Origin of the sequence: Cytobacillus citreus (assembly GCF_018343665.1) — a bacterium.
In the GTDB taxonomy this organism is placed as follows: Bacteria; Bacillota; Bacilli; order Bacillales; family Cytobacillaceae; genus Cytobacillus; species Cytobacillus citreus.
The window spans coordinates 485,338-505,815 of sequence record NZ_JAGYPM010000003.1 but is presented as its reverse complement, the minus strand read 5'-3'; the positions used below and the strand labels follow the sequence as shown (position 1 = coordinate 505,815).

Below are 20,478 nucleotides of genomic sequence, written 5' to 3'. Positions count from 1 at the left end.
GGGGGGTGAAAGAAAACCCCCACTGATGGAAGTTTCACTTTATCTCTTTACTTTAGGCAAGATTTTACTTAATGGTACTTTTTTCTCTTTTACCCACGTATTTTTATCCTGGGGATCAAATTGCTCGATAAAAGAAATAACTTCTTTTGTAATAGGGGTTGGTGTTGATGCACCAGATGTAACACCAACCGTTTTTGCATCCATAATCCAGTCTATATTAAGCTCGGAAATATCCGCAATTCGATAAGCTTTCGTTTCGGCAATTTCTTCTGAAACCTGTGCTAGTCGATTCGAATTATTGCTTTTCGGATCGCCGACTACAATTAGCACATCTGCTTTACCAGCTTGTTCAGCCACTGCCTCTTGCCGAACTTGGGTTGCAAGACATATTTCTTTATGGAACTCTGCCTGTGGGTACTTTTCTTTAATTTCTTCCATCACATGCTTAACATCCCATTGACTCATTGTTGTTTGATTGGTAACGACAATCTTATCATTTTGGATGTTAAGCGCATGAACATCTTCAATTGTTTGTACAAGATGTACAGCATTTGGTGCTACTCCAACTGCTCCCTCTGGTTCTGGATGGCCTTTCTTCCCTATATAAATGATTTGGAAGCCTTCTTTTACTTTTTTCTCAATTAATTCATGCGTTCTTGTTACATCAGGGCAAGTAGCGTCAATTGTTACTAGTCCCTTTTGCTTTGCTAATTCCCTAACTTGAGGAGAAATCCCGTGGGCAGTGAAAATGACTGTGCCCTTATCAACTTTTTCAAGAATATCCATTCGGTTATTCCCATCGAGGGTAATAATCCCATCTTCTTCAAAGGCATCAGTCACATGCTTATTATGGACGATCATGCCAAGTATATAAATTGGACGTGGCAAGGATTTATCAAGAGCTGCATTTCGTGCAATCACCATTGCATCAACAACTCCGTAACAGTAGCCGCGTGGCGAAATTTTAATAACTTCCATGTATGATTACCTCCCAAATATTTATGATCTATAAATAATTGACGTTTTAGCAGGAAAATTTGCAATTACGTATACTATTATATAGGACATCTGTAAATAATAATACTAATAGAGATTTGCAGAAAAATAAAAAAGAAATCGACTATATTGACGATTCCTTTTAACCTTTTTCTTTCCAATGTTAAATGTCAAACGGTTCTAAAAGAATATTTTTGGTTTTGATTGCCCTTTTTTCTCTTTTTTAACATTTTGTATTGGTAGTTTCTCAATTGGAATTTCGTTTTTCTTTTCTTTAGTGGTTTTTATAGACGAGTTATTATTTTTTCGGACATTATCCCCAGCAGATTTATCTGTTGAGCTTGTTAGCCCTCTAAAAGCCTTCCACATAGATGGGATATTCTTAACAATTGGCCCGTATTGCTGGAACATTGGCCCAAATTGCTGTGCGGTCGATAATACTTTTTGTGAATTGGTTAAAAAACCGTTAATAGCCGCTGGATTGCTTAAGGATTTTAGAATGCCTCCTCCTGTATTTGCAGCGCCTGACCCCATAGCTCTGCTGGCAGTTTGCATAGGTCCAGCCGCCATACCCAAAGATTGATTGCCTCGACCGAAGAGTTTGGCTAATAATCCTCCTCCTCTACCCGACCGCATTTGAGAAGGTCCCCCAGGAGGCCTAGATCCCCCTCCCATCATTGGTGAGTTAGGCATCATTTGAGAAGGTCCTCCAGGAGGTCTAAATTCCCCTCCCGTCATTGGTGAATTAGGCCGCATTTGAGAAGGTCCCCCAGGAGGCCTAAATCCCCCTCCCATCATTGGTGAATTAGGCATCATTTGAGAAGGCCCTCCAGGAGGTCTAAATCCTCCGCCCATCATTGGTGAATTAGGCCTCATTGGAGAAGGTCTTCCAGGAGGTCTAAATCCTCCGCCCATCATTGGTGAATTAGGCCTCATTGGAGAAGGTCTTCCAGGAGGCCTAAAACCTCCGCCCATCATTGGTGAATTAGGCCTCATTGGAAAAGGTCCCCCAGGAGGCCTAAAACCTCCGCCCATCATTGGTAAATTAGGCATCATTGGAGGACGCCCTTGCATTGGGTTCATAAATGGCTGTGGAGGCATGCCACCTCGAGATGGTATCCTTGATCCATAATTCATTTACTTTGCCTCCTATCTTTTCTCTAATATTAATAAGGTATGCACTATTTTTGAAATGGTTTTTGTTCGTTTGGGAGGATTTAATTTCTCGTATAAAAGAGGAATTTGTGGTTATTTCATACGAATTTTATTATAATAACAGGATGATTAGATGAATTGAGGAGTTAACAATATGAATGAAACAAAATTTGATCGCTTTAATTTTAAATCTTTTATTCTAAATGCTGTGGAGGAATTGGGCTTTTATGAGCCAACAGAAATACAAGAAAGATTGATTCCCACAATTATTAAAGGTGACAGTGCAATTGGTCAATCTCAAACAGGTACAGGAAAGACTCATTCTTATGTTTTACCGATTTTACAAAAAGTTAATCCTGAAAAACAGGAAGTACAGGCAGTCATTACAGCACCAACAAGAGAACTTGCAAGTCAGATTTACCATGAAATCTTAAAGGTTACGAAGCATTGTCGAGTTGGAGAAGAAATATCATCAAAAGTTTTCATTGGTGGAACGGATAAGCAGAGATCAATTGAAAAATTAAAAACACAGCCGCAAATTGTAGTTGGGACACCAGGCAGAATTAATGATCTAGTGAAGGAACAAGCCTTATTCGTGCATACAGCAAACATGCTTGTTGTAGATGAAGCAGATTTAATGCTTGATATGGGCTTTATTGAGGATGTTGACCAAATCGCAGCAAAAATGCCGGAAAAACTGCAAATGCTTGTTTTTTCTGCAACGATTCCGGAAAAATTAAAGCCGTTTTTGAAAAAGTATATGGAAAATCCAAAATTTATTCAAATAGAACCAAAACAGGTTACAGCTGCAAAGATCGAACACTGGATTATGCCGTCTAGACATAGAAAAAAAGTTAAGCTTGTTCAAGAAGCTTTAACTGTTTTTAATCCGTATCTAGCTATTGTATTTACAAATACAAAGAAAATGGCTGATGAGGTCGCAGATATGCTTATTGAGAGCGGCTTAAAAGTTGGACGAATCCATGGTGATTTGAATCCACGGGAACGTAAAAAAATGATGAAGCAAATAAAAGATTTAGAGTATCAATTTATTGTAGCAACTGATTTAGCTGCTCGAGGAATTGATATTCAAGGGATTAGCCATGTAATCAACTATGAGCTTCCATCAGATTTAGATTTTTATATTCATCGTGTAGGCAGAACAGCTCGTGCTGGCCATTCAGGAATTGCACTTACCATATATGACCCAGCTGATGAAGATTCGTTAAACCGTCTTGAGAAAATGGGAATTGAATTCAAACATGTTGATCTTCAAAAAGATGGATGGACTGATTTAGGACAACGAAATAAACGAAAAAATCGCCAGAAACAAGCCGATGATATTGATAAACAAGCAAAATCTATTGTTAAAAAACCAAAAAAAGTAAAGCCTGGTTACAAAAAGAAAATGCAATCCGAAATAGAGAGCTTTAAAAAACGACAAAAAAGGTTGCAGCGTAAAAAATAAGCATTTAACAGGGAGAGAGATATAAAATGTTAAAAATTGGATCACATGTTTCTATGAGTGGAAAGAACATGCTTTTGGCAGCTAGTGAGGAAGCTGTTTCCTATGGTTCAAATACATTTATGATTTATACAGGAGCACCTCAAAACACGAGAAGAAAAAAAATTGAAGAATTAAACATTGATGCTGGGTTGAAACACATGAAGGAAAATGGTATTTCTGATATTATCGTACATGCTCCTTATATCATTAATATTGGAAACACGACAAATCCAGCTACATTCGATTTAGGTGTAAATTTTTTAAGAACGGAAATTGATCGTACAGAGGCAATTGGAGCTAAACAGATTGTTTTACACCCTGGTGCTCATGTTGGAGCTGGTACTGAGGCTGGTATTAAGAAAATTGTTGAAGGTCTTAACGAAGTTTTAACTGGAGATGAGAAAGTTCAGATTGCTCTTGAAACGATGGCAGGTAAAGGTTCTGAATGTGGAAAATCCTTTGAGGAAATTGCTATGATTATAGATGGTGTTAACTATAATGATCACTTATCTGTCTGCTTTGATACTTGCCATACACATGATGCTGGTTATAATATCGTTGAAGATTTTGATGGTGTTTTAGAGCAATTCGATCGGATTATTGGTCTTGATCGATTAAAAGTTTTGCATATTAATGATAGTAAAAATGAACGGGGTATGAGAAAAGACCGTCATGAAAATATTGGTTTTGGCCATATTGGTTTCAAAGCATTAAACTATATAGTCCATCATCCGCAGTTGAAGGATGTACCAAAAATTCTTGAAACTCCTTTTGTCGGTGAGGATAAGAATAATAAAAAGGCACCGTATAAACATGAAATTTCAATGCTTCGTTCAGAAGAATTTAATGAAAATCTATTAGATATAATTATGCAAGGGTAATTATCAAATATTGCCAGCTATGATCAAAATGAAGCAAAAGCTGTGGAATGATACTCACAGCTTTTGCTTCATTTTATTTTGTAAATTCAATAAATAGTCGATTTACTTCCCTAGCGGTTTCTGGTCCAGCAATCTTTGCAATTTCTTTCACAATTTTGGAGCGTTCAGTATCATTAAAAATATCGATCTGTTTTCCTCTGAGATACTCAGCTATTTTAGTTGCCTGTTGTTTTGTAATAGAAATTTGAAATTGCTCAGCATATTTTAATAATTCAGCGGCAGTCATATTATTTATTTTATAATTGATGATGTTCTCAAATATTTTCAATTCTTATCACTCCTCCAATGTACTTTATGTAGGCGAAATGAAAATCGTGACAGTTATATGGAACGAAAAACATTTTAGTTTAGTGTTAAACTTTATTTAGCAGAGGATTAAAGTATGTAATACAGCGATTAAATCAGATCTTTTCCAATCTAATCTTGTTTCTTTACATTCCTTTATAGTTCATGTATACTAACCATTGTTAAATCGGAATGATTCTTAATATTAAAAGGTGATACAAAATGAAGGCTCAAAAAAAGCCAATTATTGAATTAAAGCAAGTTTCGTATCGTTATGATAAAGAAAATGTGCTTGAAAATATTAATTTGTCTATCGAGGAAGGGGCATTTCTAGGAATTGTTGGACCAAATGGGTCTGGAAAATCTACAATGTTAAAGCTAATTCTTGGATTGATAAAAACTCAAAAGGGAGAAATTCACCTTTTCGGACAGGATATTAGCCGTTTTAAAGACTGGCAAAAGATTGGTTTTGTTTCCCAAAAGGCAAACTCCTTTAATACAGGCTTTCCTGCAACTGTATTTGAGGTTGTTGCGAGCGGATTAACGAAAAAACTTGGATTATTTAAATTTCTAAAAAAAGAGCATCACCAAAAGGTTATTCAGGCTATAGATTCTGTGGGCCTCCACCCTTTTAAAAATCGCAATATAGGTGAGCTTTCAGGGGGACAACAGCAACGTGTATTTATTGCAAGAGCGTTAGTGAGTGATCCGAAACTTTTGATTCTTGACGAGCCAACAGTAGGAGTTGACGCTCAAAATGTTCAATCGTTTTATCAAATGCTCGATAGCCTAAATAAGGATCTAGGAATTACTCTTTTATTAGTGACTCACGATATCGGTGCCATTTCTGATAAAGTTACACATGTGGCATGTTTAAATAAGCATTTGCATTTCCATGGAAAAACGGCAGAATTTGAGGAATTGAAAAAGGATGAAATGTCGGATTTTTATGGTCATGATATCCATATTCTCACACACAATCATGACCATCATCACCATGGAGGTACAGAGCAATGATAGCAGGGATTTTACAATATGAATTTTTGCAAAATGCCTTTTTAACAGGCATTATCATAGGTATTATTGCTCCTTTATTAGGAGTTTTTATTGTTGTTCGAAGATTATCTTTAATAGCAGATGCACTAAGCCATGTGACTCTAGCAGGAATTGCAGCGAGTCTTTATTTAGAGAAAAATTTTATGACTTTCTCAGGCTTGAATCCAATGTATATGGGAATGGCCTTTTCAGTGACGGGGGCATTATTTATTGAAAAACTACGCGCTGTATATAAGCATTACCAAGAGCTTGCTATCCCAATTATTTTATCAGGGGGGATTGGTTTAGGAGCCATTTTTATTTCTCTTACTGATGGGCTTAATACGGATATAATGGGTTATTTATTTGGAAGTGTGAGTGCGGTAAGCCGTATCGATCTTTGGACGATTTTGATCATAAGCATTCTTGTTATTACATTGGTTATTTTATTATATAAAGAATTATTTTTATTATCATTTGATGAAGAGCATGCGAAAGCGTCTGGAATTGCAGCAAAAAGTGTTCATTTTATTTTTATCATAATGGTTGCACTCGTGATTGCAGCCTCGATGAGAATTGTTGGTATTTTACTTGTTTCTTCATTAATGACTTTACCAGTTGCTGCAAGTATCCGAATTGCTACCGGATTTAAACAAACAATCTTATTTTCTATTCTATTCGGAGAAATATCTGTGTTAAGTGGGCTTTCGCTTTCCTATTATTTAGATATAGCACCTGGTGGAACGATCGTCATGATCGCAGTACTTATTTTGATTATAACAATTCTTATGAAAAAATTGACAATTAAGCTAAAATAGGTATAGACGAAGGGTTACTTTATAAAGAGGTGAATGATGTGGATATTAATGAAGCATTACAGCTGCTAAAGGATAAAGGGTATAAGCATACGGGTAAAAGAGAAGAAATGCTGCAATTATTTGCTAAAAGCAATAAATATTTAACAGCAAGAGATGTTCTTACATGGATGAAGGATGATTATCCAGGATTAAGCTTTGATACAATATATAGGAATTTGTCTTTATTTTTTGAACTTGGTATTTTTGAAATGACGGAGCTATCAGGAGAAAAGCATTTTCGGTTTACTTGTTCTCATGATCATCATCACCATCATTTCATTTGCTTAGATTGCGGAAAAACGAAAGAAATTGAAACCTGTCCAATGAAAGAGCTGCAGGATAATTTAAGAGGCTATGATGTATCAGGACATAAGTTTGAAATATATGGCCGATGTCCTGAATGTGTTAGTTAAAACAGAAAAACGGCTTAACTGCCGTTTTTCTGTCTTATTTCTCCTTTTAGCCAATTTTCTACCCAAATATTTGCTTCTGCCCAATTATTTACACGGATGACCCCACTTGGAATTGGCTCCTGATTGTATGGAGTATCAAATAAAACGACAGGTATTTTACATTCTTCATGAATCATTACAGCATTGTCGTGTTTATCCTCGAAGAAGATATCTACTTTATATTCTTTAGCTGCTTTAATCTTATTATGGGTACCAATTAAATCAATATGATGAAAGCTCAATGCGTTTTTTAAGAACCATTCCTTTGTCAAATTAAGCAGATGTGATCCTCGTGCACTAATAAAAAACAATTCATGCTCCTTTTCCCATTTATTCAAAATATGTTTAGCTCCGTCTGCAAGTGGGGATTCAGCATAAATAACTGGCTCTATTTCAGCAAACCAGTTAGCAAACTCCTCTTCAGAAATATCGACTAAATGGTTAAGGTCGTATTGTTTTACATCATTTAATGTAATATTAAGATTAAATGCATGATTTAAATATGGAATTAAAGATGATGGACAAGTGACGGTCCCATCAATATCTATACCAAACCGCTTTTTCATAAAATACTCCCCTTATAACAAAGTTCAATCTATATCTTAGTAAAAACAAGAGCTAAAGTAAAACATTAACATCATTAAATAAAACATTTTCGTAAACAATATTAATGCTCCAAAAGAAATGCATCAAGGGTTGCTAAATGGAAAGAATTGTTTCCATATTTGAAAGCGAGGGATCATGATGGCAGATCAAGAACGTGAATACGAAGATTATGATCTTCGTGAAGCGAAAGAAATTGAAGAAAAGAACCAATATGGAGTTGCAGATTATACAGAAGAAACCTCTGCTGAACTTGCTGCACCTGTTTCATATGACAGGGACAGGGATATAGAAAATGAGAAGGAAGATGAGACTGATACAGCAGGTAGGGGAATAGGGATTTCTGCTTTGGTTCTTTCCATCATCTCATTGTTTGTGTTACCAATCCTGTTAGGAGCGACAGGCATTGTGCTTGGCTTTGTTGCACGGGCGAGAGGGGCTAGAACCCTTGGAAACTGGGCAATAGGAATCGGAGTTGTATCAATAATTGTAGGGATGTTTATCCTACCATTTTTTTAAAAAATTTTTAACAAAAATAAAGAAGCCTGGCACCGAATGCCAGGCTTTTTATGAATTAATAATATTTCTTCAGTTAGAGTTATGTCTAGCTCCATATTGAAGGCTTAAGGTTTAATTTACTGATTCAGCTTTTTTCTTTTCCTCTTCTTGCTTTGCAAAATACTCCGCTGCTATTTTGTCAATTTCAATTTTTAATTCATCGACCATTGTGGCCTCAGGAACTTTGCGTACAATTTCTCCTTTGCGGAATAAAAGGCCTTCTCCCCTTGCACCAGCAATACCAATATCAGCTTCTCTGGCTTCTCCAGGGCCATTAACAGCACAGCCAAGAACAGCTACTTTAATAGGGGCTTTTATTTTTTGGATGTATTCCTCTACTTCATTTGCAATGCTAATTAAATCAATCTCGATACGACCGCAAGTTGGGCATGAAATTAACGTGGCTGCATTCGAAGAAAGGCCAAATACCTTAAGTAATTCACGCGCAACTTTAACTTCTTCCACAGGGTCCGCACTTAATGAAATACGAAGTGTATTTCCAATGCCTTTATTCAAAATAGCACCCAATCCTGCTGCACTTTTAATAGTACCAGCAAATAAAGTGCCAGATTCAGTTATACCTAAATGCAATGGATAATCAAAGGCTCTCGCTGCTTTATCATAAGCCTCAATAGCTAGGTTAACGTCTGATGCTTTCATTGAGACGATAATATCATGAAAATCTAGATCTTCAAGAATTTTTATGTGATGAAGGGCACTTTCCACCATTCCATCTGCAGTTGGATATCCATATTTTTCAAGAATCTTTTTTTCTAACGATCCGGCATTTACACCGATTCGAATCGGAATACCCTTTGCTTTTGCCGCTTTTACAACGGCTTCAACCTTTTCACGTCTTCCGATATTCCCTGGATTGATTCTGATTTTATCAGCACCGCCCTCAATTGCTTTAAGAGCAAGCTTATAATCAAAATGTATATCTACAACAAGAGGAATGTTGATCTGTTTTTTAATATCTGCAATAGCATCTGCCGCCCTTTCGTCAGGACAAGCAACCCGCACGATTTGGCAGCCAGCTTCTTCTAAGCGTTTTATTTCAGCAACTGTAGCTTCGACATCATGTGTTTTTGTTGTTGTCATACTTTGGATAAAAAGCTCATTACTGCCGCCGATTGTTAAAGGTCCAACTTTAACAGGGCGAGTTTTTGTACGATGTATAAGTTCACTCAATGGAGATTCGCTCCTTTTTACTGATCATTTTATTTATGTTGTTTCCAATAATGAAATAAAACTTCACATTAATATTGTATCAATGATTCTCTGGAATTGACAAGAATGTTGGCTGTTCATGAATAGGATTTTTTTAATCGCTGATTAAAAGGCACTCCACTTTGTTAAGATGCAATTGCCGAAAGGACTATGTAATGACTAGTTTTTTGAGCAATAGGAAGGTTTAAATTTATTAAAGTACTAAAGTAAAGTTAGTGTTTAATTAAATAACTCCTAAAAGATCGCATAAGAAACTAAAAAAGAACGGATGCCAAGTTTTCCTAATAATTCGGAAATTTATAAGTATATCCAAATTTTATCTCCTCTGGCTTTATACCTTTATTCAAGTTTGTAAAATCAGAAATAACCTTGTTAATGGGGACTGGAAGGGGTCCATTTATTTTTTTCTCAACGATTGATAGAACAGTTTCACCTGGACTAACCTTTTTTTCGAAAAACGGTAGGGAACCGTTTATTGGTGCCATTGCTTCTATGACTGGTTCTTTTGATTCTGGCAATGTACCTTGGGTTAAATCGTAATATATCACATATACAATAAGGATAGAAATAAGAAATGCAGCTAGACGCTTCATATTCATTAACCTCCAAGAATAAATGGCTGTATAACAAATAAGTATGCTTGTCCAAAGAATTTAGAACGTAGGAAGAATAAATATTTTAAATAGAAAAAATTAACATAATCATTACGTTATCATTACGTTTTATTTACTTATTCTTTACATTTTATTAATATTTCTTTGCAATAATGATCGCAGGGAATAGAAGGGGGCATCCATTTGTAAATGAAGAAAATAAAAGAGAATTTTCACATTTTTTTAACAAAGATATCTCTTCAAACAAGGCTTTTAGTTTTGATTTTAGGCTTACTTCTTGTAAGTGTTTCTACTGTAGCGTATATCTCATATGCAAAATCAAAAGAAACAACGATAAACTTAATAGAGCAGCGTTTAACAAAAGAGGTTCAGACCATTTATGATATGGCACAGAATCTGATGCTTCTCTATGTAGGTGATGAAGAAAAGTTTAATAAAAAAATGAATCAAGTAATAAAAAGCCAGGATGCGGAGCTTGCACAAGATGGAATATCGGGGAATTTCTTTTTAGTTAATGAAAAAGGTGCTACTCCATTTCAAATCAGCAAAAATACAAATATCAAATTTTCTCAGTCAATTATTGATGAAATCAGAAAAAAAGAGAATGGTCTTTTCCATCAAAATATTAATGGGGAGCCGTATACAATATCATTCCAGTCTGTACAAGAATTAAAAGGGATATATGCCATTGCTATCCCGCAAAAGCAGTATTTAAAAGAAAATAATGAAACGGCCAAATACATATTTATTGTTGTATTAATTAGTCTCACAATTACTTCTATCATAGTTAGTCTTTTAGTGAGAAACCTTACGAGGCCGCTATCTAGATTAAGAGAAGTAATGAGAGAAGCTAGGAATGGAAATTTAGATGTTCATGTTGAAGCAAATACATCGACTCCTGAAATAACATCTCTTGTCAAAAGCTTTGACGCGATGATTAAGCAAATGAGTGCTCTCCTTTACAAAATATCCTCCACGACAATGGATCTTTCTAAAACGGGTGGTGATCTTCAGAGTCTGTCAGGAACGGTATTGGAAGAGAACGAAATGCTAATGGAAGCAATTCAAGTTGTTAAAACAGGTGCAGAACAAACGGCAAGCAGTTCAGAGGAAAGCGTTCAAATGTTTCAAAATATGAAAAACTCTATTGAAAATATTTTCGTACATATGAATGATGTCATGATTAAAGCACAATCTATGAATGATTCAGCACATAATGGTGAAAAGAGTGTAGGCAATCTAATTCAGGCTTTTGATCATTTTGGACAAGAGTTTCAGGGAGTTGCATCTACGGTTCAAGAAGTAAAAGATCATTCGGAATCCATTGCAAAAATTATTACCTTTATTCAACAAATTTCTGCACAGACAAAGCTTTTAGCCCTGAATGCTGCAATAGAGGCTGCAAGGGCAGGCGAGTCTGGAAGCGGATTTGCAGTTGTTGCAAATGAGGTTCGATTATTAGCTGAACAATCATCAAATGCAACTGAGGAAATAAAACGAACAATTGAGCAAATGGAGATGATCTCCTCTAAGGCATCCAGTGAATTTAGCAACATGCTAGGGAATTTCCAATCACATCTTGAAACGGCATCTGCAAGTAGAAAATCATTTGATTCACTAATGATTGAAATTGAAAAAGTTAGTGGCATGATAAAAAATGCCCAGAATGAGTTAGTAACTCTTAATCATGCGATGCCAAAGATGGAATCTTCTGCAGAAAACTTTGTTTCAGTTTCCCAGCAAACTCTTGCGAGTGCAGAACAAATGCTTGAAGCCTCACAAAGGCAAATGAATAATGTGAGAATGAATCATCAGACTGGAGAAAAGTTAAAGGATTTATCGCAATCATTAGCAAAACATAGCTCTGAGTTCAGTTATTCCATAAACAATTAATTTACATTAGAAAAACTAAGGCCTTCGCAAAATCCTTTTTGGAGAAATGCCTTAGTTTTTATTGTGCGATATTATTAGCAGTAATTTATCAAGGCTGCTCATTACGTATTACCTTAATAGCTGAAACTTTCTTTTAGCTAAAAAATAAAACGCGCTTTCGCGCGTTTTATTTTTTTCTCGGCTGAGGTATTTCTTTTATAGCTAAGAAAAGGATCATAATGGCAACGAACCAATTGATGATGGCTCCATTGGGTACGACAGTTTGAAGACTATTCATGATTGTAAAAAACATAGTTGGAAGTGTAACACTATAAGCTGCCAATCTCCAACACTGACTGTACTGTAGATTTCTAAACATCATTTTTTTCATAAACAATCCGAATAAAGCAAGAATAGATATTTCGATAAATTTCATTCCGCTAGCAAAAATGTAAATCACAACAGCAAGTAATGGGATGAAAATAGGTAACGATGAATCTGCATTAGCTAATAATTCAAGCAAACTCTCATTTGTTAATGATAGATCTGGAAACATGGAGTAAGGCAAAGATTGAACTTGTCCTCCAGCTATAAAATAGGCATCATTTTTTAATATCGCTAAAGTATTATCGCTATTTGCCAACTTCTCAGTATCTACAGTTCCAGTAGAATCGAAAATTATCGTAAAATCCTCTTTGTTAATAATAATTGGAGCATCTTGTTCTGCTTGCAGCACACCGTTTTCAATTTGAAAAGGGGGAAGTTCATTTTTTACACTTTCCTCAATTGCATTAACACCATTAATCAAAGCCGAACTAAAATAATATACAGATGGGATAATAGATAAAAAAACAAGAAAAAACACGTATAAAATCGTTTTCCCTATTCCTTGAAAGCGGAACATAGCAATGTCCTTAGGAGAATAGAAACTTTTAATAAATTGCTTGAAAATATTCATTTTGACACACCCTTAAAAATGATCATCACATTATTTTAACCGGATAAATACAGCAGTACAAGTATTTGATCTGCAAAAGACCTTTGAATAATGTAATATAGTTGTAATATAAAGCTCTATTGTAAAGGTATTGTAAATTTAGACCGAGAACTCTTTACTTTGAAATAAAACTTCATTAATAATTGTATGGTGTTTGAAGAAAAATGTCGAATTAATTACTTAATAGGGGTTGGGAAAGTGGAACTAAATATTCAGCAGATGCTTTTTGAATTTTTAGGCGGACTTGGAATTTTCTTATTTGGAATTAAATATATGGGAGATGGTCTTCAGAAATCAGCAGGTGACCGTTTAAGAGATTTACTTGATCGTTTCACTACAAATCCTCTTATGGGTGTATTGGCGGGTATGCTCGTAACAGTCCTCATACAGAGCAGTTCGGCTACAACAGTCATAACAGTTGGATTAGTTAGTGCTGGTTTTATGTCGCTGCGCCAAGCAATCGGCGTCATAATGGGGGCAAATATCGGAACAACCGTTACAGCATTTATTATTGGTATTGATGTTGGTGAATATGCACTTCCTATTATTGCAGCGGGTGCTGTTTTACTATTCTTTTTCAAAAATAAAAAGGTTCATAATGTTGGTCAGATCGTATTCGGATTTGGCGCACTGTTTTATGGTTTAGAGTTAATGAGTGGAGGGATGAAACCATTAAGCTCCCTTGAATCTTTTCATGATCTAACAGTAAATCTGAGTTCAAGTCCAATTTTAGGAGTCATTGTCGGAACAGTTTTTACTGTCATTGTTCAAAGCTCAAGTGCGACCATCGGGATATTGCAGGGGCTATTTTCTGAAAACCTTCTTGATTTAAATGCTGCATTACCTGTGCTTTTTGGAGATAATATTGGAACTACGATCACGGCGATACTAGCATCCATTGGTGCTTCTGTCGCTGCGAAAAGAGCTGCAGCAGTACATGTTTTATTCAATTTAATTGGAACAACGATTTTCTTGATATTATTAAAACCATTTACGTTATTAGTTGGAAATATACAGGATGCTTTGGGTCTTAATCCTGAAATGACAATCGCTTTTGCCCACGGAATATTTAATGCGTCTAATACGATTATTCAATTGCCATTTGTCGCGGTATTAGCATGGATTGTGACAAAATTGATTCCGGGTGAAGATTCTGTCTTGGAATACAAAGCCAAACATCTAGATCCAGTATTTATCGAACAGTCACCTTCTATTGCGCTTGGACAAGCAAAAGAGGAAGTATTAAGAATGGGCAAATTTTCGATACATGGTTTAGAGGAAACACATGAATTCTTAAAGACTAGACTTCAAAAGCATTCAGATAATGCCATACAAATTGAAGATGCACTTAATAATCTAGATCGAAAAATTACGGAATATTTAATAGAACTAGCTACTAGCTCACTGTCTGATCATGAATCAGAAGAGCATACAATGCTGATGGATACAGTTAGAGATATTGAAAGAATCGGGGATCATTACGAAAATATTATTGAGCTTATTGAATATCTTCAAGCGAATAAAGTAAAGATTACAGAACCTGCTATGGCAGATTTAGAGGAGATGTTTAACCTCACTATTTCTACTGTATCAGAATCAATACAAGCGCTTGATCATAATGATAAAAAAGTGGCTGCGCATGTTGTGCAAAAAGAAGAAGAAATTGATAAAATGGAAAGAAGGCTACGTAAACAGCATATACTGCGTTTAAATGAAGGACTATGTTCTGGACAAGCGGGTATTGTATATGTAGACATTGTAAGTAATCTTGAGAGAATTGGTGATCATGCAGTAAATATTGCCGAAGCTGTTTTAGGAGAAGAAAATTAGTTAATGATAAAGAGCAAGGAGGGTGTCCCTCCTTGCTCTATTAAGCTATTTGGGAAAGCTTATGTTCATTAGTAAACTAATAATGGTGGATGGTGAAAAATGGAACACTTCTATTGGAGTTTAATTATTATTTTATTTATTGTTTCATTTGTTGGGCTTGTATATCCGATTATTCCAAGTGTGCTTTTCCTCATTGCTGGCTTTTTATTGTACGGCTTTGTGTTTACTTTTGATGAATTCAACTGGTTATTTTGGGTCATTCAGGGTCTGTTTGTTGTCTTGCTTTTTGGAGCAGATTATTTAGCAAATATGATTGGGGTTAAAAAGTTTGGCGGCTCAAAAGCAGGAATATGGGGAAGTACAATTGGAATTATTTTAGGACCTTTTGTGATCCCTGTATTTGGTATTCTAATCGGCCCATTTTTGGGAGCCATCATTGCTGAATTTGCTGTAAACAAAAAAGAATGGAAAGAAGCTGTCAAAATCGGATTTGGATCAGTTATTGGATTTATCAGCAGTGTTGTTACAAAAGGAATCATTCAGATCATAATGATTGTTTATTTTTTTCTCGTTATTTAACAATTAGAGGGAAAACCATAATCTAGGATAAAAAATAAAATGGCAGATTGAAAAATTGGATATATTTTATTAAAATCGGGAAATGTATATTTGGAATTAAGCATTTTGATTGAAACGATTTTCTTTCTTTGGTAATCTACAAATATAGCCATGAAGAATCATTCTAATTTCAGAATAATAAGAACTCTAGAATAATTTAATTGGCTAATAATTATTTACATAGGAGGAATGTATAATGGCATTTGAATTACCACAATTACCTTATGCTTACGATGCATTAGAACCAAATATTGACAAAGAAACAATGAATATTCACCACACAAAGCACCACAACACATATGTAACAAATTTAAATAACGCTTTAGAAGGAAATGAAGAGTTTCTTTCTAAATCAGTAGAAGATGTTATTTCAAATATGGATGCTGTACCTGATGCTGTACGTACTGCTGTACGTAATAATGGCGGCGGACACGCAAACCATACATTATTCTGGCAAGTTATTTCTCCTAATGGCGGGGGAGAGCCTACTGGTGATTTAGCAGCGGCAATTAATAGCAAATTCAGCAGCTTTGAAAGCTTTAAGGAAGAGTTTGCAAAAGCAGCTACTACACGTTTCGGCTCTGGCTGGGCTTGGCTTGCAGTAAACAATGGCGAGCTTGAAGTAACAAGTACTCCAAACCAAGATTCTCCTTTAATGGAGGGTAAGACGCCAATTTTAGGCTTAGACGTTTGGGAGCATGCTTACTATTTAAAATATCAAAACCGTCGTCCAGATTACATCAATTCTTTCTGGAATGTTGTGAATTGGGATGAGGTTTCAAAACGCTATAGTGCTGCAAAATAATGTCATTACTTAACACGGCAGAGAGTGTCTCTGCCGTGTTTTTCTAACTAAACCCTAAAAAATTGTATAAGAGAACTGGATTTGTTGGAAACTACCCTTTAGATGCAAAGGGGAGTTTTTTTATGAGTAAGGTAAAGAAATTGATCGGTGATGTTGAAATAACAAAGGATTTAGGATTATTACTTATAATTGGTGGATTATATTCATTAAGTGTCGCTCTATCCAATACATTTGTGAATATTTATCTTTGGAAGCAGTCAGGAGAGTTCAGGGATTTAGGTTTATATAATCTAACAGTCGTTGTGATACAGCCATTGACATTTATCTTAGCGGGCAGATGGGCGAAAAAAGTGGACCGTGTAATCGTGCTTAGGATCGGAGTTATTTTTCTAACTGCATTTTACCTAGCTGTTTTAATCATTGGAACGAATGCTTCGAAATTTTTATTTCTGTTAGGAACGCTTCTTGGAATAGGCTATGGTTTTTACTGGCTGGCATTCAACGTACTAACATTTGAAATTACTGAACCTGAAAATCGAGATTTCTTTAACGGGTTTCTTGGAATTTTAACTTCTATAGGTGGAATGATTGGCCCAATTGCTGCTGGCTTCATTATTTCGAAATTGGAAAAATTCACGGGATATTCAATCATTTTTGGAATTTCACTTGGTCTATTTTCGCTTGCAGTTTTTTTAAGTTTTTTTATTAAAAGACGTCCTGCAAAAGGAAAGTATTGGTTTAGAAGAATAGTTTCTGAACGAAAAAATAATATGAATTGGCGGCTCATTACAAATGCTCATTTTTTTCAAGGTCTTCGTGAAGGTACCTTTGCTTTTGTCATATCAGTCTTCGTCTTTATTTCAACCGGCAGTGAATTAGCTTTAGGGGCTTACGGACTAGTTAATTCCGGGGTTTCATTTATTGCATACTATGCTGTGTCACGTTTACTTAAGAAACAGTATCGGAAAAAGGCAATATTAATTGGTGGAATCATATTGTTTGCCGCCATATTTTTAATCATATTTGAAATAAGCTACTCCAAATTGCTTATCTATGGAGCTACAATCGCCATCGCGTATCCTCTTTTACTTGTCCCGTATATATCAATGACCTATGATGTGATCGGAACAGGATGGAAGGCTGCAGAAATGCGAATAGAATATATTGTCGTAAGAGAATTATTCGTCAATTCTGGCAGAGTCTTTTCTGTCCTGTGCTTCCTAGTAGTAATTACCTTTTTTGATGAACAAAAAGGCATTCCTATTCTTCTTCTTTTTCTTGGTGCCGGCCATTCAATTATTTATTTCTTTATCCGAAAAATCCATTTTCAATCAACATGAGAGAAGAGTATGATCCTCTTCTCTTTTTTAAGGATAGGCTCTGTTAAACTTCCTTGTTGATTTCCGCTGCAGACACTTCGCGATCGCAGGCGGTCTGGAAGTCCCTGTCGCTCCTGCGGGGTCTCCCTTTGACTCGCGTCTCCCTCAGGACGTTGAATAATCTTCCCTGAATAAACACTGGACGAAGGAAATACGAATGCATTTTCGAGGATCTCGCGCCTTTCGCTACAATCAACAACAAAATAGAATTATCAACACTGAGCTTTAGCACAGCCTTAGGATAAGAGCCGATTTCTTAAAAATCCAACCAGCTCACATATTTTTAAAAAATATCCAGCTATTTTCTTATAGGTTCTTTCTAGAATAAATGAATGATTTCTTATAGAATGGTATGAGGGGAATAAACAAGTTAACCTTTTTAAAGGAAGTGTAGATTCAAATTGAATAAAAATAAAAAGAAGAAAAAGTCACATGTTCCATTCCGTTTGAACATTTTATTTTTGATGGTGTTTATATTGTTTTCTATATTGATTCTTCGATTAGGTGTTGTTCAAATTGTGTATGGAGACGATTATAAACGGGAGATAGAGCGAACAGAGGATGTAACTGTCAATAATCCTGTACCACGGGGAAAGATGTATGATCGGACAGGAAAGGTAGTCGTTGATAATAAACCGCAAAATGCCATTACCTATACGAAGAGTACGGGAGTTAAACAGGATGAAATGCTTGAAGTAGCAGAGGACCTTGCTATGCGCATAGAAATGGACACAAAAAAGGTCCAAGAGAGAGATAAAAAAGATTACTGGATTATGAAAAATGAGGAGCGAGCGGATGAAAAGGTTTCAAAAAAAGAAATTGATAAATTGAAGGGAAAATATGAGGGAAAAGAATTAGATAAAGAGATTTATCAATTAAAGCTTAATCGCATTACAGAGGAAGAGCTGAATGAGCTCACAGAACAGGATTTAGAGATTCTTGCCATATATAGAGAGTTTTCAACTGGATATGCTTTGACACCCCAAATTGTAAAAAATAAAGATGTAACGCCTGAGGAATTTGCAGTTGTAAGTGAAAATCTACAGCTTCTTCCAGGTGTTGATACAACAACAGATTGGGAAAGATATTATCCATTTGGTTCAACTTTAAAGTCTGTTCTAGGGAAGGTAACAGATTCTGATGAAGGTTTGCCAGCAGAGCAGCTTGATTATTATTTAGCAAGGGGTTACAGTCGAAATGATCGGGTAGGGAAGAGCTATATAGAACAGCAGTATGAAGAGGTTCTGAATGGTCATAAAGCGAAAGTCAAAAATGTTACTGATAAGGCGGGTAATGTTCTTGAAACGATTCCTATAACGGAAGGGAAAAGAGGAAACGACCTTGTCCTTAGTATAGACATGGAGTTACAGCAAGCAACGGAAAAAATCATTGAAGAAGAGATAAATGAAACAAAAAAAACTAAAGGTGGTACGTCATTGCTTGATCGTGCTAATGTTGTGGTTATGGACCCGCGCACTGGTGAGGTACTTACAATGGCGGGCAAGAAAATAGTTAAAGATAAGGAAACAGGAAAAAAGGAAATACAGGATGACGCACTCGGCAATATTTCGATGACATATAACGTCGGTTCAGCAGTCAAGGGAGCAACAATCATGACAGGGTATAATACTGGGGCAATCAAGCCAGGTACAACTTTTTATGACAAGCCGATGCATATTCTAAATACACCTGTGAAAAAATCCTGGAAAAACCTTGGTCCTGTCAATGATAGTGATGCACTAAAAATGTCCTCGAATATATATATGTTCCACACGGTTATTAACATAGCTGGTGGTAAGTATATACCAAATGGTCCTTTACCATTGAATCTTGAGTATGGAATGAAAACAATGAGGGATTCCTTTGCACAATATGGTCTTGGTGTGAGAACTGGAATAGACCTTCCGAATGAACAAATTGGATTTAAAGGGCCAGCTGAAACAACAGGTTTACTTCTTGACTTTTCCATCGGTCAGTATGATACGTATTCAAATATGCAGCTAGCCCAATATGTTTCTACAATTGCTAATGGCGGCAACCGGATGGAGCCCCATATTGTGAAATCGATTCATGAGCCTTTAATGGAAAATGATGAGATCGGTCCAATTGTTGAGGAAATTTCTCCGAAAGTACTTAACCGTGCTGATGGGAAAGACGAATGGTTCGATAGGGTTCAAGGCGGATTCCGCAGAGTTACACAGGAGCCAGGTGGAACAGCCTACCATTGGTTCGGAGACAAAGACTATAACCCTGCTGGAAAGACCGGGACTGCTCAAGCATTTTACGATGGACCTGATAAACAAGAAAAATATGGAAAAGAGCTTCATGAAGTCATTAATTTAAGCTACGTTGGCTATGCACCAGCGGATGAGCCAGAAATTGCGATTGCTGTTCTCGTTCCATGGGCATATGATTCAGGAAGAGGCCATTATATGAATCTTGAAATTGCGGAACGTGTTATGGATACTTATTTTGACCTAAAAAAGCAGCGACAAAATGGGAATGAAAATGCCGCACAATCAAGCCAAGATGATAAAAACAAAGAAAATGTGCCAGAAGGCGAAGAAGCACAATAGTATAGCTTGCAAACAGCTTGTCTCTTAATTATTAGGGGGCAGGCTTTTTTTATTCCATTTTTATTTATTTATAAAAACATTCGTTTTTACAACGTAATTTACAAAACCTTTACAATTTGTTAAAACCAGATTAATGCTTGAGTATTATTCTATTAAATGTAGGACAAA

Annotated in this window: 19 protein-coding genes; 12 read left to right on the top strand and 7 right to left on the bottom strand. The window is 35.9% G+C overall.

Annotated features, from left to right (window positions below; all coding sequences use genetic code 11):
- Positions 1 to 39: 39 nt before the first annotated feature.
- Together KHA94_RS14115 and vrrA are read right to left on the bottom strand one after the other, a co-directional pair.
- Positions 40 to 978: a 4-hydroxy-3-methylbut-2-enyl diphosphate reductase gene (locus tag KHA94_RS14115; RefSeq protein ID WP_213102767.1), complete on the bottom strand. Its 939-nt coding sequence runs from the start codon at positions 976 to 978 to the stop codon at positions 40 to 42.
- Between the two features lie 198 nt (positions 979 to 1,176).
- Positions 1,177 to 2,133 carry a VrrA/YqfQ family protein gene (vrrA, locus tag KHA94_RS14110; protein WP_213102766.1) on the bottom strand — a complete coding sequence of 319 codons (957 nt, stop codon included), beginning with the start codon at positions 2,131 to 2,133 and terminating at the stop codon, positions 1,177 to 1,179.
- 172 nt (positions 2,134 to 2,305) lie between these two features.
- Here vrrA and KHA94_RS14105 point away from each other — a divergent pair, with 172 nt between their 5' ends.
- Together KHA94_RS14105 and KHA94_RS14100 are read left to right on the top strand one after the other, a co-directional pair.
- Positions 2,306 to 3,619: a DEAD/DEAH box helicase gene (locus tag KHA94_RS14105; protein WP_213102765.1), complete on the top strand. Its 1,314-nt coding sequence runs from the start codon at positions 2,306 to 2,308 to the stop codon at positions 3,617 to 3,619.
- 26 nt (positions 3,620 to 3,645) lie between these two features.
- Positions 3,646 to 4,539: a deoxyribonuclease IV gene (locus tag KHA94_RS14100; RefSeq protein ID WP_213102764.1), complete on the top strand. Its 894-nt coding sequence runs from the start codon at positions 3,646 to 3,648 to the stop codon at positions 4,537 to 4,539.
- Between the two features lie 73 nt (positions 4,540 to 4,612).
- On the opposite strand, the gene KHA94_RS14095 is transcribed toward KHA94_RS14100, so the two are convergent.
- Positions 4,613 to 4,867: a DUF2624 domain-containing protein gene (locus tag KHA94_RS14095; protein WP_213102763.1), complete on the bottom strand. Its 255-nt coding sequence runs from the start codon at positions 4,865 to 4,867 to the stop codon at positions 4,613 to 4,615.
- A gap of 239 nt (positions 4,868 to 5,106) precedes the next feature.
- Here KHA94_RS14095 and KHA94_RS14090 point away from each other — a divergent pair, with 239 nt between their 5' ends.
- Genes KHA94_RS14090 through zur form a run of 3 tightly spaced genes read left to right on the top strand, consistent with a single transcriptional unit; the run spans position 5,107 to position 7,189 of the window.
- A complete protein-coding gene (locus tag KHA94_RS14090) occupies positions 5,107 to 5,901 on the top strand; it encodes a metal ABC transporter ATP-binding protein (RefSeq protein ID WP_213102762.1) in 795 nt (264 codons plus the stop codon).
- Complete coding sequence (locus KHA94_RS14085; RefSeq protein WP_213102761.1) at positions 5,898 to 6,737, top strand: metal ABC transporter permease; 840 nt, start codon at positions 5,898 to 5,900, stop codon at positions 6,735 to 6,737. Before KHA94_RS14090 ends, KHA94_RS14085 begins: the two co-directional genes overlap by 4 nt.
- A 38-nt stretch (positions 6,738 to 6,775) precedes the next feature.
- Entirely contained in the window at positions 6,776 to 7,189 is a 414-nt protein-coding gene (zur, locus tag KHA94_RS14080) for a zinc uptake transcriptional repressor Zur (RefSeq protein ID WP_213102760.1), read from the top strand.
- Between the two features lie 14 nt (positions 7,190 to 7,203).
- Here zur and KHA94_RS14075 read toward each other — a convergent pair whose 3' ends face one another.
- Positions 7,204 to 7,794 carry a hypothetical protein gene (locus tag KHA94_RS14075; RefSeq protein ID WP_213102759.1) on the bottom strand — a complete coding sequence of 197 codons (591 nt, stop codon included), beginning with the start codon at positions 7,792 to 7,794 and terminating at the stop codon, positions 7,204 to 7,206.
- A gap of 175 nt (positions 7,795 to 7,969) precedes the next feature.
- Between KHA94_RS14075 and KHA94_RS14070 the strand changes: the two genes are divergently transcribed.
- Positions 7,970 to 8,350 (top strand): hypothetical protein, encoded by a 381-nt coding sequence (locus KHA94_RS14070; RefSeq protein ID WP_420828162.1) that lies wholly within the window; start codon positions 7,970 to 7,972, stop codon positions 8,348 to 8,350.
- A gap of 111 nt (positions 8,351 to 8,461) precedes the next feature.
- Here KHA94_RS14070 and ispG read toward each other — a convergent pair whose 3' ends face one another.
- Both ispG and KHA94_RS14060 read right to left on the bottom strand, forming a co-directional pair.
- Positions 8,462 to 9,580 carry a flavodoxin-dependent (E)-4-hydroxy-3-methylbut-2-enyl-diphosphate synthase gene (ispG, locus tag KHA94_RS14065; RefSeq protein WP_213102758.1) on the bottom strand — a complete coding sequence of 373 codons (1,119 nt, stop codon included), beginning with the start codon at positions 9,578 to 9,580 and terminating at the stop codon, positions 8,462 to 8,464.
- 320 nt (positions 9,581 to 9,900) lie between these two features.
- Entirely contained in the window at positions 9,901 to 10,212 is a 312-nt protein-coding gene (locus KHA94_RS14060; RefSeq protein ID WP_213102757.1) for a hypothetical protein, read from the bottom strand.
- Positions 10,213 to 10,422: 210 nt separating this feature from the next.
- Here KHA94_RS14060 and KHA94_RS14055 point away from each other — a divergent pair, with 210 nt between their 5' ends.
- The gene (locus KHA94_RS14055; protein ID WP_213102756.1) at positions 10,423 to 12,126 is read left to right on the top strand and encodes a methyl-accepting chemotaxis protein; all 1,704 of its coding nucleotides are present in this window, start codon (positions 10,423 to 10,425) and stop codon (positions 12,124 to 12,126) included.
- A 166-nt stretch (positions 12,127 to 12,292) separates the two neighbouring features.
- Here the strand turns inward: KHA94_RS14055 and KHA94_RS14050 are convergent, their stop codons facing one another.
- Complete coding sequence (locus KHA94_RS14050; RefSeq protein ID WP_213102755.1) at positions 12,293 to 13,063, bottom strand: DUF1189 domain-containing protein; 771 nt, start codon at positions 13,061 to 13,063, stop codon at positions 12,293 to 12,295.
- A 258-nt stretch (positions 13,064 to 13,321) separates the two neighbouring features.
- On the opposite strand from KHA94_RS14050, the gene KHA94_RS14045 reads away from it, so the two are divergent.
- The 5 genes from KHA94_RS14045 to KHA94_RS14025 all read left to right on the top strand — a co-directional run bounded on the left by KHA94_RS14045 (position 13,322) and on the right by KHA94_RS14025 (position 20,310).
- Positions 13,322 to 14,932, top strand: coding sequence for a Na/Pi cotransporter family protein (locus KHA94_RS14045; protein WP_420828170.1), 1,611 nt, complete (start codon positions 13,322 to 13,324; stop codon positions 14,930 to 14,932).
- Positions 14,933 to 15,031: 99 nt separating this feature from the next.
- Positions 15,032 to 15,511, top strand: coding sequence for a DUF456 domain-containing protein (locus KHA94_RS14040; RefSeq protein ID WP_213102753.1), 480 nt, complete (start codon positions 15,032 to 15,034; stop codon positions 15,509 to 15,511).
- 235 nt (positions 15,512 to 15,746) lie between these two features.
- Complete coding sequence (locus KHA94_RS14035; RefSeq protein WP_213102752.1) at positions 15,747 to 16,355, top strand: superoxide dismutase; 609 nt, start codon at positions 15,747 to 15,749, stop codon at positions 16,353 to 16,355.
- 122 nt (positions 16,356 to 16,477) lie between these two features.
- Positions 16,478 to 17,695 (top strand): MFS transporter, encoded by a 1,218-nt coding sequence (locus KHA94_RS14030; protein WP_213102751.1) that lies wholly within the window; start codon positions 16,478 to 16,480, stop codon positions 17,693 to 17,695.
- Between the two features lie 503 nt (positions 17,696 to 18,198).
- Complete coding sequence (locus tag KHA94_RS14025; RefSeq protein WP_213103255.1) at positions 18,199 to 20,310, top strand: peptidoglycan D,D-transpeptidase FtsI family protein; 2,112 nt, start codon at positions 18,199 to 18,201, stop codon at positions 20,308 to 20,310.
- Positions 20,311 to 20,478 lie beyond the last annotated feature (168 nt).

Excerpts from the sequence above, each read along its gene's own strand:
- KHA94_RS14115 (WP_213102767.1), bottom strand. The coding sequence starts at position 978 with ATGGAAGTTATTAAAATTTCGCCACGCGGCTACTGTTACGGAGTTGTT.
- vrrA (WP_213102766.1), bottom strand. The coding sequence starts at position 2,133 with ATGAATTATGGATCAAGGATACCATCTCGAGGTGGCATGCCTCCACAG.
- KHA94_RS14105 (WP_213102765.1), top strand. The coding sequence starts at position 2,306 with ATGAATGAAACAAAATTTGATCGCTTTAATTTTAAATCTTTTATTCTA.
- KHA94_RS14100 (WP_213102764.1), top strand. The coding sequence starts at position 3,646 with ATGTTAAAAATTGGATCACATGTTTCTATGAGTGGAAAGAACATGCTT.
- KHA94_RS14090 (WP_213102762.1), top strand. The coding sequence starts at position 5,107 with ATGAAGGCTCAAAAAAAGCCAATTATTGAATTAAAGCAAGTTTCGTAT.
- KHA94_RS14085 (WP_213102761.1), top strand. The coding sequence starts at position 5,898 with ATGATAGCAGGGATTTTACAATATGAATTTTTGCAAAATGCCTTTTTA.
- KHA94_RS14075 (WP_213102759.1), bottom strand. The coding sequence starts at position 7,794 with ATGAAAAAGCGGTTTGGTATAGATATTGATGGGACCGTCACTTGTCCA.
- KHA94_RS14070 (WP_420828162.1), top strand. The coding sequence starts at position 7,970 with ATGATGGCAGATCAAGAACGTGAATACGAAGATTATGATCTTCGTGAA.
- KHA94_RS14060 (WP_213102757.1), bottom strand. The coding sequence starts at position 10,212 with ATGAAGCGTCTAGCTGCATTTCTTATTTCTATCCTTATTGTATATGTG.
- KHA94_RS14055 (WP_213102756.1), top strand. The coding sequence starts at position 10,423 with ATGAAGAAAATAAAAGAGAATTTTCACATTTTTTTAACAAAGATATCT.
- KHA94_RS14050 (WP_213102755.1), bottom strand. The coding sequence starts at position 13,063 with ATGAATATTTTCAAGCAATTTATTAAAAGTTTCTATTCTCCTAAGGAC.
- KHA94_RS14045 (WP_420828170.1), top strand. The coding sequence starts at position 13,322 with ATGCTTTTTGAATTTTTAGGCGGACTTGGAATTTTCTTATTTGGAATT.
- KHA94_RS14040 (WP_213102753.1), top strand. The coding sequence starts at position 15,032 with ATGGAACACTTCTATTGGAGTTTAATTATTATTTTATTTATTGTTTCA.
- KHA94_RS14035 (WP_213102752.1), top strand. The coding sequence starts at position 15,747 with ATGGCATTTGAATTACCACAATTACCTTATGCTTACGATGCATTAGAA.
- KHA94_RS14030 (WP_213102751.1), top strand. The coding sequence starts at position 16,478 with ATGAGTAAGGTAAAGAAATTGATCGGTGATGTTGAAATAACAAAGGAT.
- KHA94_RS14025 (WP_213103255.1), top strand. The coding sequence starts at position 18,199 with ATGGTGTTTATATTGTTTTCTATATTGATTCTTCGATTAGGTGTTGTT.